Source organism: Propionivibrio sp., from assembly GCF_041441355.1.
Classification (GTDB): domain Bacteria; phylum Pseudomonadota; class Gammaproteobacteria; order Burkholderiales; family Rhodocyclaceae; genus Propionivibrio.
Map to the genome: position 1 here is coordinate 145477 of NZ_JASDTF010000011.1, position 13941 is coordinate 159417.

The 13941-nt window shown below is 65.5% G+C and carries 15 protein-coding genes; 5 read left to right on the forward strand and 10 right to left on the reverse strand.

Annotation, left to right across the window (positions count from 1 at the left end; translation table 11 throughout):
• Nucleotides 1–57: 57 nt before the first annotated feature.
• A complete protein-coding gene (locus tag QMB55_RS03795; RefSeq protein WP_497587333.1) occupies nt 58–378 on the reverse strand; it encodes a DUF2322 family protein in 321 nt (106 codons plus the stop codon).
• 9 nt (nt 379–387) lie between these two features.
• On the reverse strand, nt 388–1755 hold the full coding sequence (gene purB / locus QMB55_RS03800; protein ID WP_497587334.1) for an adenylosuccinate lyase: 1368 nt from the start codon (nt 1753–1755) through the stop codon (nt 388–390).
• Between the two features lie 163 nt (nt 1756–1918).
• Between purB and QMB55_RS03805 the strand changes: the two genes are divergently transcribed.
• Complete coding sequence (locus QMB55_RS03805; RefSeq protein ID WP_497587335.1) at nt 1919–2527, forward strand: glutathione S-transferase; 609 nt, start codon at nt 1919–1921, stop codon at nt 2525–2527.
• A 315-nt stretch (nt 2528–2842) separates the two neighbouring features.
• On the forward strand, nt 2843–4144 hold the full coding sequence (locus QMB55_RS03810; RefSeq protein WP_497587336.1) for a dicarboxylate/amino acid:cation symporter: 1302 nt from the start codon (nt 2843–2845) through the stop codon (nt 4142–4144).
• An 84-nt stretch (nt 4145–4228) separates the two neighbouring features.
• Here the strand turns inward: QMB55_RS03810 and QMB55_RS03815 are convergent, their stop codons facing one another.
• The 8 genes from QMB55_RS03815 to QMB55_RS03850 form a co-directional block, all read right to left on the reverse strand.
• The gene (locus QMB55_RS03815; RefSeq protein WP_497587337.1) at nt 4229–5152 is read right to left on the reverse strand and encodes a carbohydrate kinase family protein; all 924 of its coding nucleotides are present in this window, start codon (nt 5150–5152) and stop codon (nt 4229–4231) included.
• On the reverse strand, nt 5149–6387 hold the full coding sequence (locus QMB55_RS03820) for an AGE family epimerase/isomerase (protein WP_497587338.1): 1239 nt from the start codon (nt 6385–6387) through the stop codon (nt 5149–5151). The genes QMB55_RS03815 and QMB55_RS03820 overlap by 4 nt, the downstream gene beginning before the upstream one ends.
• Nucleotides 6388–6421: 34 nt before the next feature.
• Nucleotides 6422–7159, reverse strand: a complete 738-nt coding sequence (locus QMB55_RS03825) for an SDR family oxidoreductase (RefSeq protein ID WP_497587339.1) — start codon at nt 7157–7159, stop codon at nt 6422–6424.
• A 106-nt stretch (nt 7160–7265) separates the two neighbouring features.
• Nucleotides 7266–8555, reverse strand: coding sequence for an FAD-binding oxidoreductase (locus QMB55_RS03830; protein ID WP_497587340.1), 1290 nt, complete (start codon nt 8553–8555; stop codon nt 7266–7268).
• Entirely contained in the window at nt 8552–9490 is a 939-nt protein-coding gene (locus tag QMB55_RS03835) for a lysylphosphatidylglycerol synthase transmembrane domain-containing protein (RefSeq protein ID WP_497587341.1), read from the reverse strand. Before QMB55_RS03835 ends, QMB55_RS03830 begins: the two co-directional genes overlap by 4 nt.
• Nucleotides 9491–9634: 144 nt before the next feature.
• Entirely contained in the window at nt 9635–10741 is a 1107-nt protein-coding gene (mnmA, locus tag QMB55_RS03840; protein WP_497587342.1) for a tRNA 2-thiouridine(34) synthase MnmA, read from the reverse strand.
• Entirely contained in the window at nt 10728–11396 is a 669-nt protein-coding gene (locus QMB55_RS03845; protein ID WP_497587343.1) for a hypothetical protein, read from the reverse strand. Before QMB55_RS03845 ends, mnmA begins: the two co-directional genes overlap by 14 nt.
• Nucleotides 11393–11872, reverse strand: coding sequence for an NUDIX hydrolase (locus tag QMB55_RS03850; protein ID WP_497587344.1), 480 nt, complete (start codon nt 11870–11872; stop codon nt 11393–11395). Before QMB55_RS03850 ends, QMB55_RS03845 begins: the two co-directional genes overlap by 4 nt.
• Nucleotides 11873–12223: 351 nt before the next feature.
• On the opposite strand from QMB55_RS03850, the gene QMB55_RS03855 reads away from it, so the two are divergent.
• Genes QMB55_RS03855 through QMB55_RS03865 form a run of 3 tightly spaced genes read left to right on the forward strand, consistent with a single transcriptional unit; the run spans nt 12224 to nt 13937 of the window.
• On the forward strand, nt 12224–12409 hold the full coding sequence (locus tag QMB55_RS03855; RefSeq protein ID WP_497587345.1) for a zinc-finger domain-containing protein: 186 nt from the start codon (nt 12224–12226) through the stop codon (nt 12407–12409).
• Between the two features lie 23 nt (nt 12410–12432).
• Complete coding sequence (gene waaF, locus QMB55_RS03860; RefSeq protein WP_497587346.1) at nt 12433–13512, forward strand: lipopolysaccharide heptosyltransferase II; 1080 nt, start codon at nt 12433–12435, stop codon at nt 13510–13512.
• Nucleotides 13509–13937 carry a YybH family protein gene (locus tag QMB55_RS03865; protein WP_497587347.1) on the forward strand — a complete coding sequence of 143 codons (429 nt, stop codon included), beginning with the start codon at nt 13509–13511 and terminating at the stop codon, nt 13935–13937. The genes waaF and QMB55_RS03865 overlap by 4 nt, the downstream gene beginning before the upstream one ends.
• The last annotated feature ends 4 nt before the right edge of the window (nt 13938–13941 follow it).

The following is a 13941-nucleotide window of genomic DNA, read 5'->3' on the forward strand; positions in this document are numbered from 1 at the left end:
ATCTAAATCCTTGGCACCGGCTGTCAAATCCGTTTTCGCCTCTGGCGAAGCGGAAGGTCAGAGCGCGAACACGTGCTTGACGCGCAGCGTGCGCCCTTCGGCGACCAGGGCCAGCAGACGATCGATGTTGGCATGCTTGCCGGGATGCGTTCGCGCATCCTCGGTGTGCTCGGCGTACAGCTCCAGCCCCTTGCGCGCGGCCTCGGGGGTGATCGCTCCGTAGGTCTGCGCAAGATGGTTATAAACCGCGAGCGAGCCCTGGCTGCCGGTCTTGTTCTCGATCGTATCGATCACGTTGCCTTCGGCATCGAGCAGATTGATCGCGGCCAGGTGCGAGATCCCCGGGAGCTTCTTGAGGTTGGCGGCAAATTCCGACATGGCCGCGCCTCAGATCCGGCGCGCCAGTTCGGCGGCCTTGCCGGTGTAGTCCCAGGGCGTCAACTTGAGCAGTTCGTCCTTGGCCGCCTGCGGAATGTCGAGCGACTTGACGAATTCCTGCATGCCGTCGCGCGAGACACGGTTGCCGCGGGTCAGGTCCTTGAGCTTCTCGTAGGGATTCTCGATCCCGTAACGGCGCATCACCGTCTGGATCGGTTCGGCCAGGAGCTCCCAATTCGCGTCGAGGTCGGTGCACAGCACGTCGGCATTGGCCTCGAGTTTGCCCAGACCGCGCAGCAAGGAATCGTAGCCAAGCAGCGCATAACCGAGAGCAACGCCCATGTTGCGCAGCACGGTCGAGTCGGTCAGGTCACGCTGCCAGCGCGAAATCGGCAGCTTCTCCGAAAGGTGGCGCAGAACAGCATTGGCCAGACCGAGGTTGCCTTCGGAATTCTCGAAGTCGATCGGATTGACCTTGTGCGGCATCGTCGACGAGCCGATCTCGCCGGCCTTGAGCTTCTGGCGGAAGAAGCCAAGCGAGATGTAGCCCCAAACGTCGCGGTCGAGGTCGACCAAGATGGTGTTGGCGCGGGCGAAGGCGTCGAAAAGCTCGGCCATCGCGTCATGCGGCTCGATCTGAATGGTATAGGGGTTGAATTCCAACCCCAGACCCTCGACAAAGCGGCGCGCGAAACTTTCCCAGTCGTACGCCGGGTAAGCCGCGAGGTGGGCATTGTAGTTACCGACCGCGCCGTTGATCTTGCCCAAGAGGCAGACCCCGACGATGGCCTTGCGCGCCCGATCGAGGCGATAGACGACGTTGGCCAACTCCTTGCCCATGGTCGTCGGCGTCGCGGGCTGACCGTGCGTACGCGACATCATCGGCAGTTCGGCGAGCTGGTGCGCCAGTTCGCGCAGGCGGGCGATCACCTTGTCCAGCGCCGGAACGAGCACCGCGTCGCGCGCTCCCTTGAGCATCAGCGCGTGCGAGAGGTTGTTGATGTCCTCGGAGGTGCAAGCAAAGTGGATGAATTCCTTGACCCGCATCACCTCAGCGTTGGCGGCGAGCTGATCCTTGATCCAGTATTCGAGCGCCTTGACGTCGTGATTGGTGGTCGCCTCGATGGCTTTCACCTCGGCGGCCTGCTCCGGCCCGAATTCGGCAACCAGGCGATCGAGCTCGGCGACGGTCGCTGGCGAGAAGGACGGGATCTCGGCGAAATGCGGCTCGGCGGCCAGCGCCTTGAGCCATTCGACCTCGACCTGCAGGCGGCGGCGGATCAGGCCGAACTCGGAAAAGTGCTCGCGCAGAGCATCGACCTTGGTCGCGTAACGACCGTCGAGCGGCGAGAGCATCGTCAGGTTATTGCAAGACATGGATGGAATCCTTCACTGAGGGGCCGCCATTGTAACTTCCCCGCAAAAACTCCAGCAAATCCGGCCTTTCGCACACGCCGGCGCAACGAGGGTCAGGACTCCGAATGCTATAATCGGCGCATCCCTGCCCCGCGCAGAACCTGAAACCCTCCACAGGCCACCAATGAAGCTTATCGGATCGCTGACCAGCCCCTTCGTGCGCAAGGTGCGCATCGTTCTCGCAGAGAAAAAGATCGACTACGAATTCGTCATCGACTCCCCGTGGTCGCCCGAGTCGGGCGTCGCCAACCTCAACCCGCTGGGCAAGATCCCCGTCCTGGCGCTCGACGACGACACCTCGCTCTTCGACTCGCGCGTCATCAGCGAATACCTCGACAATGTTGCCCCGAACAACAAGCTGATGCCCTCGACCAACCGCGAGCGCACCGAGGTAAAACGCTGGGAAGCCTTGGCCGACGGCATCTGCGACGCCGCAGCGCTGATCTTCCTGGAAAAGAAGCGCCCTGCCGAACAACAAAGCAGCGAGTGGATCGTTCGCCAGCAGAACAAGATCATCGCCGGCCTCGACTACATGGCGGCCGAGCTGGGCGACAGCAACTGGTGCATGGGCACGCATTTTTCGCTCGCCGACATTGCCGCCGGGTGCGCCCTCGGCTACCTGGCCTTCCGCTTCCCGGAGATCGACTGGAACGCCAAACACCCCAACCTCGCCCGCCTCTACGAAAAACTCTCCCACCGTCCGGCCTTCGCCGAGACAATGCCTAAAGCATAAGGTATTGACATATTCGCGCGGTCGCCGTATAAACGGCGCCGCGCCCTGCAGCCCCGGCCACTGCGTCGCTCGACGCCCCTCTCTCCCGCCCGCCGGCGCGCCGTAATGCACTGTCTCTCTCGGTGCACACCCATTGCACAGCCCTCCAAAAAAAAAGTTTTTTGATTGAACAAAAAGCGTTCGCGCGCGTATAGTGCGAAACCAGAACAACAAACCAACGGCTCGGTACATATTCCGAAGGGCTTAGGCCAGAACCGGCTGACCGGCGGCCCGAAATTTCGCAGTTGTTATCTTGCAAACATGGGGGGAATCACAATGAAGCAGCACAACAAGTTGTTGTTGGGCTTTGCCCTGGGCGTCATTCTGGGCCTGATCGGGTATTACAACTTCCCGGCGAAGGAATTCGCCGCCATGGGTCGGGTCACCGAACTCTTCACCTTCGTCGGTGCGACCTTCCTGCGCATGATCTTCATGGTCGTCGTGCCGCTGATCCTCTCGGCGCTGATGCTCGGCGCCATGGAACTCGGACGCGGCGCCGGCCTCGGCCGGGTCGGTGGTTTCTCGCTGCTCTACACCATCCTGCTCAGCGGCTGCGCGGTGCTCGTCGCCGTCTTCTCGACCAACCTGCTCAAGCCGGGTGTCGGCCTCGAGTTCGACAAGGCTGCACTGGCCGCTAACCAGGGCGTGCTGGCGATCCAGAAGAACGTGGCCGCGACGCAGAACAAGCCGTGGTTCCAGTACTTCGTGGATCTGCTGCCGCAGAACCCGATCGATGCCGCTGCTCGCGCCTTCCAGGGTGAAATCGTCGCCCTGATGGTGTTCGCACTGTTCTTCGGCTGGGCGCTGTCGACGGTCATCAAGAGCGAGCAGCATCCGCTCTCGCAGGTGCTCGACGCGATCTTCCAGGCCTGTATGAAGATCATCGAACTGGCGATGAAGCTCGCGCCGTACGCGATCTTCGGCATCGTCTTCAACACCGCCTACCGCATGGGCGCCGGCTTCCTCGGCAACGTCGCCTACTACGCGCTGGTCGTGGTGCTGGGTCTGCTCTTCCAGTTCTTCGTGGTCTATGGCCTCACCTTGAAGATCGTCGGCAAGGTTTCGCCCTTCCACTTCTTCAGCCAGTGTAAGCAAGTCTATCTGTACGCCTTCTCGACGGCCTCGTCCAACGCCACCCTGCCGGTCGCGCTGGAAACTGCCGAACACGTGCTCAAGCTGCCGCCCAAGATCTCGCGCTTCGTGCTGACGGTCGGCGCTTCGGCCAACCAGAACGGCACCGCGCTGTTCGAAGGCGTGACGGTGATCTTCCTGGCACAGGTCTTCGGCATCGACCTCTCCTTCGGTCAGCAGGTCCTCGTCGTCCTGATGTCGGTTCTCGCCGGCGTCGGCACGGCCGGCGTCCCGGGCGGCTCGCTGCCGCTGATCGTGGTGTTGATGGTCCAGGTCGGCATCCCGGCCGAAGGCATCGGCCTGATCCTCGGGGTCGACCGCTTCCTCGACATGTGCCGCACGACGCTCAACGTCGCCGGCGACCTGGTGATTGCCCGCCTGATCACCTCCTCGGTCGAGCAGAAGGACATCGACTCGATCCAGGACGAAGCCGAGCAAGCCGCCTAATCCCGGTTCAGCACCAAGAAAAAGCCCCGCTTCGGCGGGGCTTTTTCGTTTTGGAGGCGCGCGGGCCGTCGGGAAGCTTCGCGGTTAAAGACGGCGCAATGTCACCCGCGCCGCCAGTTGCGCGCGTTGCGCGGGCGAAGGCGGCACCGCGCCGGCAGCGAGGCAGGCCCCCGCACCGGCGGCCAGGGCCGCGCGCAAAGGTTCACCACCCGACATCTCGGCGCCGTCGAGCAGACTGGCAAGCAGGCCGGCCAGACTGCAATCGCCGGCCCCCACGGTGTCGACCACATCGATTGCCGGAGGCACGCCTTCCCAGACGCCCGCAGCGGTGCACCAACGCGCCGGGGCGGCGCCGTCGGTGAAGAAGAACGCGGCCTGCGGATTGCGGGCACGTAAGGCGGCAAGCCCGGCCTCGACGTCGGAGCATCGCAGCAGGCCACGCACGTCGTCGGCGGAAAGCTTGACGAGGTCGGCCAGCACCAGCATGCGCGCCAGCGTCGGGTCGTAGCGCTCGTCCATCAGGACGCGGAAATTGGGGTCGTAGGCGATCTTCGTCCCGCCCCGCTTGAGCCGCTCGGCCAAGGCCAGCAGGCGCCCGGAAAGCGGCTCGCGCGCGAGGCTAATGCCACCGAACAGCGCCCAGCGCAAGCCGGCGAGCCATTCGTCGGGCAAGGCGTCGACGTCGAAATGAAGGTCGGCACTGTCGTCGCCGACGAAGAAATACTGCGGCGGATGCGTGGCGTGCACCATCGCCAGCAGCGGCGATTTGTCGACACGCTGCACGCCGCGCGTATCCAGCCGCGCTTCGAGGCTCGCCTGCCAGAGGGCATCGCCAAAGCAGTCGCGGCTGATCGCCCCGCCAAAGGCGCTCGCTACGCCAAAGGCCGCCATCGCGCGCGCCACGTTCCACGGCGCGCCGCCCGGAACGCTGCGCCAGACATCATCGCCCTGACGCACGAAGTCGGTCAGGGCCTCGCCGAAGGCGGCAAAGCGCGGGGCGGCGCTCATGCCCGGAGCACGGTCAGCCGTTCGCCGCTGGCCCGCTGGCGCAACGCAGCCTGGACGTCGAAACAAGCACCGATGTCGTGATAATCGACCTTGCCGGCCGGGCTCTTTTCGCGGGTGTGGTTGCGGTTCGCCGCATCGAGGATGCGGAACCAGGCGCCCCCGCGGTGATCGACGAAATGCTTCCAGCAGTAGTCCCAGAGGCGGTCGTACCACGCCCAGTAGTCGCGGTTGCCGGTGCGCAGGGCAAGCAGCGCGGCGGCGGCGAGCGTTTCGGCCTGCACCCAGTGGTACTTGTCGCTGTCGCAGATCGTACCGTCAGGCGCAAAACCGTAGAACATGCCCCCGTGCTCGTGATCCCAGGCGCGCTCAACCGCGGCCAAAAACAGCGCTTCGGCCCGCGGCAGGTGCCAGGCCGCCGGGTGCAGGGCATCGAGCTGGACGAGCAGCTTGGCCCATTCGGTGAGGTGGCCGGGCTGGTAGCCCCAGGGGCGGAAGATGTTGCTCTTGTCGTGGCGGTTGTAGTCCCAGTCGACAGTCCAGTCGGCGTTGTAATGCTCCCAGACGAGGTCGTCGGCAAGCGCCGCCTGGCGGCGGGTGATCGCCTCGGCGAGGGTCTCCGCGCGCTCGATGTAGCGGGCTTCGCCGGTCGCCGCGAAGGCCGCCAGCATGGCCTCGCAGGCATGCATGTTGGCGTTCTGGCCACGGTAGGGCGAGAGCACCCAGTCGACCGTCGCTTCGTCGGCATACAGGCCGACGAGCGACTCCCAGAAGCGTTTTTCGGCAACCTCGAAGGTCTCCGCCAGCCAGCCGCGCGCCTCGTCGATGCCGCACATCGCCGCATGCGCGTAGGCGAGCATGACGAAGGCCATGCCATAGCAATGACGCGTGCTGTCGAGCACCGTCGAACGTCCGTTGCGCCAGTCGATCAGCCAGGCATAACCGCCGGTCTGCGGATCGCGGAAGGCATCGCGCACGAAATCGACGGCATGCCGGGCGTTCGAGAGGTAGGGCGCCTCGCCGCTTTCGCGGTAGAGCATGGCGTTGGTGACCACGAAGCGCGTCGCACTCACCAGGTGCCGCGTGTGCACGTCGTACACCGTGCCGTCGTCGAGGTAGAAGTGGTACATCCCGCCGCTCGGATCAAACGAGCGCCGGTTGTAGAAATCCATGACCCAATGCATGTGCCGGCGCAGGAAATCCGAGGAACGGAAATCGGGGGATGGAGGAATGTTCATCGCCAATGGCCTTCCGAGAAAAACGCCGCAGCGCCTACAGTTTGAGCTTCTTGAAATAGCCTTCGGGGAGATGGCGGATGATCCACATGATCGGCCACCAGAACCCCGGCAGGTAGACAACGTCGCGCCGCGTGTCGATGGCGCGCACGATGCCGCGCGCGACCTGGTCGGCGCTTGCCCACAAAGGCCCCTTGTCGAAACCGGACGTCATCGGCGTATCGACGAAACCCGGCTTGACCGTCAGCACTTGGACCCCGTGCTTGAACATGCGGTTGCGCAGCCCCTGCAGGAACAGGCTCACCATGCCCTTGGCCGCACCATAGACGTAATTGCTCTGGCGGCCACGGTCGCCGGCCACCGAGGAAATCACCGCCAGCGTCCCCTTTTCCTGCCAGGCAAGACGGTTGGCGATCAGCGTCGACAGCGCGATCACCGACAGCGCATTGGTCTCGATCTCGGCCAGCGTCAAGTCGACCGAAAGTTCACAGGCGCGCTGATCGGGCAAGGACCCGTGCGCGATCAGCGCCACGTCGATGCCGCACAGAAAATTGTCGGCGGCCGTCAACATCGCCTCATGCTGACTGCGCTCGCAGGCGTCCATGACCTGCGTTTCGACCCGCGCCGCACCGCGTACCTTAAGATCGTCGGCGATGCTCACGAGCCGTTCGGCATTACGCCCGACGAGGTAGAACGCCGCGCCGCGCGGCGCCCAGAGGCGGGCTGCGGCTTCAGCAATCGCCGAGGTGGCGCCGATGATCAGTATTTTCTGCATGTCTCCGATTATCCAAAACGATTGAAATCAAGATAGAACAGACGCGCGACAATGTGCATCGCGGAAACTACGGAATCCACACGACCACCAAGCACCGCTTCATCGCTCACACGATCCCCACCCGGCGTGAGAAATCCGAAGCGAAACGCGGATCGAGGTAGGCCGCAAACTCGCCCAGGCGCGGATAGCTGCGCTGGAAGAAGTCGCCGGCCATGCGCGCATCCTTGGCCGCGTAGAGCCGGCCGCCGGCCGCTTCGACGATGGCGTCGAGGCGCGCGAACAAGGCCAGCGTCGCCTCACCGTGGTTCGGAAAATCGAGCGCCAGCGTCACCCCGGCTTTGGGGAAGGACAGCATTCCGGGGCTCGGCAGCTCGCCGAAGGTCTTGAGCACTGCCAGGAAGGAGCCCTGTCCGCTCGCGGCGATGGTGGCGAAGATTTCGTCGAGCGCGGCACGTTCGGTTTGCGGCACGACGAACTGATACTGAAAGAAGCCGCGCCGGCCGTAGAGACGGTTCCAGTGGCGCACCCCGTCGAGCGGGTAGAAGAAGGGCGCGTAATGCACCCGCCCCTGCGCCGGCACAGGCCGGTGGTAATAGGCGAAGTTGAAGGCGTGCAGCGACAGGCTGTTGATCAGCGAGATCGGCGGCTTGAAGGGCACCGCCGGGCCGCCGTCGCCGCGGGCCGGCGCGCCCGTAAAACCGGGCGTCTCGGCGTGGTCGCCGGCCATGAAGATGCCGCGCGGCTTGTCCGCGAGGCAATCGATCCAGGCCACCGTGTATTCGTGCCGCGCTTCGAGTTCGGCGTTGTGGGCGAAGAACTCGTCGAGGCCGACGAAACGCCGGTTCACGACGTCGATGTGCACGCCCGGAATCCGCCGTAATTCGATCTCGGCCCAGGTAATCAGGCCGGTCAGCCCCAGGCCGCCGACCGTCGCCGCGAACCATTCGGCATGTTCATGGCGCGAACAGACGCGCCGGCTGCCATCCGAACGCAGCAACTCGAAGCGATGCACATGGCAGCCGAAAGTGCCGGCGCCGTGATGGTTCTTGCTATGCACGTCGTTGGCGATCGCGCCGCCGACGGTGACGTAGCGCGTGCCGGGCGTCACCGGCAGGAACCAGCCGCGCGGCACGAAAACGGCGAGAATCTCCGAAAGCAGCACCCCGGCCTCGCAAACGAGGCGCCCGGTGGCTTCGTCAAAGGCGATGAAACGATCAAGGCCGCGCGTGTGCAGCAGGGTGCCGGTGCTGTTGAGGCCCACGTCGCCGTAGCTCCGCCCGTTGCCGTAGGCGAGCAGGCTCGCCGTGTCATCCGGCAACGCCGCGTGACGGTCATGCCACCACAGTTCGCGCTGCGCCAGCATGGCTGGCAGTTGCCCCCAGGCGGTCAGGCTCATGCGCGCCGCCTCCCAAGGAAAAGCGCCCCAAGACCGACCGCGAACCACAGTGTCGCCAGGCGGCAGATCAGCGTCGCGCTCACCGCCGAAGCTTCGGGAAAGCCGTTGAGCGACAGCAGCGCCACCATTGCTGCTTCGCTGCCGCCAAGGCCGCCAGGCAGGAAGGAGAGGGCACCGACGAGCATCGCGAAGGCGTAGATGAAAACCGCCGTGGAGAGCGGCAGAGGATGATCGAGGGCCAGCAACAGCCACCAGAAACCGAGCCCTTCAGCGAACCAGGCGACGACCCCGAGCGCGAGCCCCATGCCCATCGCCGGCAGGCTGAAGCAGCGGCGAAAATGCAGCACCACCTCGCACAGTTTGACCACCAGGCGCGCCCACTTCTGCGGCCGGGCCTGCGCCCAACGGTCGATGGCGGCGATCAGCGCCGTCCACTGCACCAGAAGCAGGGCAACGACGACGGCAGCCAGTGCCAGCCCGACAATCGGCCGCGCCGGCGCATAGGCCCACAGGCCAACGGCGGCGAGCACCAGGATGGCCAGCAGGTCGCTGACCCGTTCCGCAAAGAACGCCGCGACGCTCGCCGCGGGCGGCACGCCGTGCGGCTTGAGCAACACCGAACGCAGCATCTCGCCGACCTTGCCCGGGCTGGTGGTCAGCGCAAAACCCGCGAAATAGGCGTCGAGGTTGATCCGCCACGGCACCGGCGCGTCAAGCAGCGCGAGGTAACGCGCCCAGCGCAGAAAGCGCAGCAGGTAATTGACGAGCGAGAGGACGAGCAGGCCGGCAAGCACCCACGGCCCGACCTGCACCACGGCGGCCACCACATCGCGCCAGCCGGCCCACAGCGACAGGCCGAGGTAGCCGAGCGCGGCCAGGGCCACGCTCCAGAACACGGCGCGCAGCGGCAGGCGCTGCGAGGAGGAAAAAAGCATTGAAAACCTATCCGACCACGAAGGACGCGAAGAAAAAACAGCGTTGATGCCGGTTCAGGCGCCCGCCCGCCGGTCCCGCTGCCTCGTCTCGAACACAGGGATCGTACGCTCCGTGGTCCAACGATCGTGCGCAGAAAAGCGGCGTCAAACGATCACCCCGCCGCCGAGACAGACCCGGCTCTCATAGACGACCAGCGACTGCCCCGGAGTCACCGCCCACTGTTTTTCGGCGAAGGCGACGCGACAGGTCTCGTCCGTCAGTCGTTCGATGCTGCACGGTGCGTCAGGCTGGCGGTAACGCGTCTTGGCGGCATAGACCCAATGCTCGCGCGGCGGCTGGCCGGCGACCCAGGACAACTGCTCAGCGTCGAGCGCTTCGGAAAGCAGCGCCGGGTGGTCGTGCCCCTGCACCACGTAGAGGATGTTGCGCGCCATGTCTTTTTTTGCCACGAACCACGCCGCATGCTCGCCGCCCTGGGCGTAGTTCTTGGTGCCGCCGATGTGCAGCCCTTTACGCTGGCCGATGGTGTGGTAGGTCAGGCCGTCGTGCTCGCCGAGCACGCGCTCGTCGTCGAGGCAGCGGATTTCGCCCTTCTTCGGCGCCAGGTAGCGCATCAGGAATTCCTTGAACGGCCGCTCGCCGATGAAGCAGATCCCCGTCGAATCCTTTTTCACCGCCACGTGCAGCCCGGCCTCCTCGGCGATGCGGCGCACCTCGCGCTTGTAGGTGTCGGCAAGCGGGAACAGCGTCTTGGACAGCTGCGCCTGATTGAGGCGATGCAGGAAGTAGCTCTGGTCCTTGGTCCCGTCCTCGGCCTTGAGCAGCTGGAACGCCCCGTCAAATTCGCGCACCCCGGCGTAGTGGCCGGTGGCGATCTTGTCGGCGCCCATCTGCAGGGCGTGCTCGAGGAAGGCGCGGAACTTGATCTCCGAGTTGCACAGCACGTCGGGGTTGGGCGTGCGCCCGGCCTGATACTCGCGCAGGAATTCGGCGAACACCCGTTCCTTGTATTCCTTGGCAAAATTGACCACTTCGACGTCGATGCCGATGGTGTCGGCCACGCTCATCACGTCAATCAGGTCCTGGCGCGACGAGCAATACTCGTCGGTGTCGTCGTCCTCCCAGTTCTTCATGAACAGGCCGACCACGTTCCACCCTTGGCGCTTGAGCAGCAGCGCCGCCACCGAGGAATCGACGCCGCCCGACAGGCCGACGACGACCGTCTTTCCTTTTCCTTCAGAACCCGACATCGGGACCCTCTCCTGCATTCCAGTCGGCCAGCGGCAGAATCGCCGCCGGCAGGCCATTATCATAAAACCAACTATCGACGGCAAATCGCGCCGCCATCGGGATAGCCGCCACCTTTGCGTCGCGGCTATCGCTCACCACCCCCGGCACTTCTGCCACTTCAAGCTGCGCGCGCGGCGCGGAATCACGCTCGACGATCTGGGCCGCGTAATGCTGAAAGAGCAGGAAGCGGCTGCGCAGCACGCGCTCTTCCACCGTGTGATAGCGCAACATCCCCCGCGCTTCCAGAAGGCGCAGGAAGCGCGTCGTGGTCAGCGAATGGTCGATGCAGTCCATGCGCCCATAAACCGCGTCGTCGGCAAAATTGCCGCCCTTGTCGGCAGCGATCGGCGATTGCGCCCCGGCCCAGGCGTAGAGCCGGCCAATGGCTTCGCCCAGCCGGGCTCGCTCGCCGGCCGCATCGCCCGCGCGCAGCAAAACCGTGATTTCATCCAGTTGAGCCGGGGAAAAACTGACCTCAGCCTCGGCCAGGCAGCCGTAGTTGAAACACACCTTGAGCGTCGCTCCTTCGCTGGCCGGCACCGTGGACACCTGCGCCCATGCCGAGACCGCCAGCCCGCAGGCCAGCACAGCGCTCGCCAGCCGCCCAAGGATCATGCGCCCGCCCCCCTCCCCGCTGCGCCTGAAAAATGCGTCAGCAGGTCAAGCGGATAACGCCGACCAGCCAGCAAATCCTCGCAGCACCGCAACACCAGCGGACTGCGCAGCGCTTCGGATTGCTGGCGGGCCAGAATTTCGTCCATCGACAACCAGCGTGGAGCGATGATTCCGGCATCGAGCGCGCGCCCGGCATCGTGTTCACCGAGGCGGCCACCGAAAGCGAAACGCAGGTAGGTGAGGTCGCGCGTCGGATGCGGCCAGCGGTAGATGCCGACCAGATACTCGGGGACGAACGCATACGCCGTCTCCTCGAGCACTTCGCGCGCCACCGCCTCGAGCAAGGATTCGTCGGCCTCGAGGTGGCCGGCCGGCTGATTGAAGCGCACGCCGTCGTCCGTCTCCTCCTCGACGAGCAGGAAACGGCCTTCGCGTTCGACGACCGCAGCAACGGTCACATGGGGCATCCAGACCATGAGGACTCAGAACAGGTGGACGAAACATCGCGGACGCGCGGGACCCAAGGCCCGCCGCCAGCGGCCAAAGCCACCATTTTACAGCCAAGCGACCGACAAAATCGGCTAGAATTTCCGTTTCCCGAAACGCCCGACGGAGGTTCTCCCGTGTCCATGGCTGATCGTGACGGCCGCATCGGTGACGACGGCGCCCCCCTCCTCAGGCGCGAGGCGACACCCCGTCTCGCGCCCCGCTCACAGTGCGCCTCCCCGGGCGTCCGCAGTTGTCCGCATCTCACCCCGGCCGAGACCTTCCCGGCCTGAACCACTGCCTTTGCCACCTTCCGCCGACCGCCCCCTACAGGACCCATCATGGCCGAACAACGTCCCCTCCCCGTCACCGCCCACGACCTGCCGCTGCACTGCCCGCAGCCCAACGCCCCGCTTTGGTCGCAGCACCCGCGCGTTTTTCTCGACGTGCTGCACACCGGCGAGGTGAAGTGCCCGTACTGCGGCACCCGCTACGTGTTCTCCGGTGAAGCGCCCAAGGGCCATTGAGCCGTCGTAAGGAATCTCCCGTTTTGCCAGAAATCGCTTCGCATCCGCTCTCCGCAACCCGTGCCCTGATCGTCGCTCCGGCCTGGATCGGCGACGCCGTCATGGCCCAGGTCCTGTTCCAACGCCTGCACGCGGCGACCCCAGGCCTCACGCTCGACGCACTCGCCCCGCGCTGGGTGGCGCCCGTTCTCCAGCGCATGCCGGAAATCGCCGAGGTCGTCGACAGCCCCTTCGGGCACGGCGAACTCGCGCTCGGCGCCCGTCTGCGCCTCGCGCGCAGCCTGCGTGCGCGCGGCTACGACCGCGTCTACGTCCTGCCCAATTCGCTCAAATCGGCGCTCGTCCCCTGGTTTGCCGGCATTCCTGAACGCATCGGTTTCGTCGGCGAGGCGCGCTACGGCCTGCTCAACCGCCGGCACGTGCTCGACAAGGCGGCCTTGCCGCAGATGGCCGAGCGCTTCGCGCAACTCGCCGAGGCACCCGGCATGCCGCTGCCGCGCCCGCTGCCCCTGCCGCGCCTCACCTCGACGCCGGCGCAGCAAGCGGCAACCAACGCCACGCTCGGCATCGACCGGCCAACGCGAGTTGCGATCTTCTGCCCCGGAGCCGAATACGGCCCGGCCAAACGCTGGCCGGCGCGGCATTTCGCGGCCCTCGCCGAAGATCTCGCCACGCGCGGCTATACCGTCTGGCTGCTCGGCTCGGGCAAGGACCGGGCGATCGGCGACGACATCATCGGCCTCGCCGCGCCCGGCATGCCGATCGTCAATTTCTGCGGCACGACCTCGCTCGACCAGGCCATCGACCTCATCGCCCAGGCCGAATTCGTGGTCTGCAACGATTCCGGCTTGATGCACGTCGCCGCCGCGCTCGACCGGCCGCTGATTGCCGTCTACGGCTCGTCCTCACCGGGCTTCACCCCGCCGCTCTCGCCGCGCGCCCGCATCGTCAGCCTGAACCTGCCCTGCAGCCCGTGCTTCAAGCGCACCTGCCCGCTTGGCCACCTTGACTGCTTGAACGGCATCAGCCCGCAACGCGTCCTTGAAGACTGTCTGGACGACCGCCCGGCAGCCGCCTCAGCACCGCCGGAGACGCCCCGATGAGCACCCTGTACACCACCCCCGAAGACGCCGAAGACGCCTTCTACGACGCCATCAGCCGCGCCGACCTCGACGCCCTGATGAACGTCTGGGCGGAGGACGAGGAAATCGTCTGCATCCACCCCACCGGCCAACGCCTCACCGGCGCGCGCGCAATCCGCGAGAGCTGGCGCGCGATCTTCTCCGGCAATCAGCGGCTGACGGTCCATCTGCGCCGCAGCGTGCAGTGGAAGGGCGGCCTGCTCGCCGTGCACAGCGTCATCGAGACGCTCTACCTCGGTGACGAACCGACGCCGCACGGGCCGATGCTGTCGACCAACGTCTTCCAGCGCGGCGCCGACGGCTGGCGCCTGATCGCTCACCACACGTCGACGGCCGGCGACGGCGAAGCGGCTCCCGACGACGCGCAGCCGCGCACGCTGCACTAAAGGC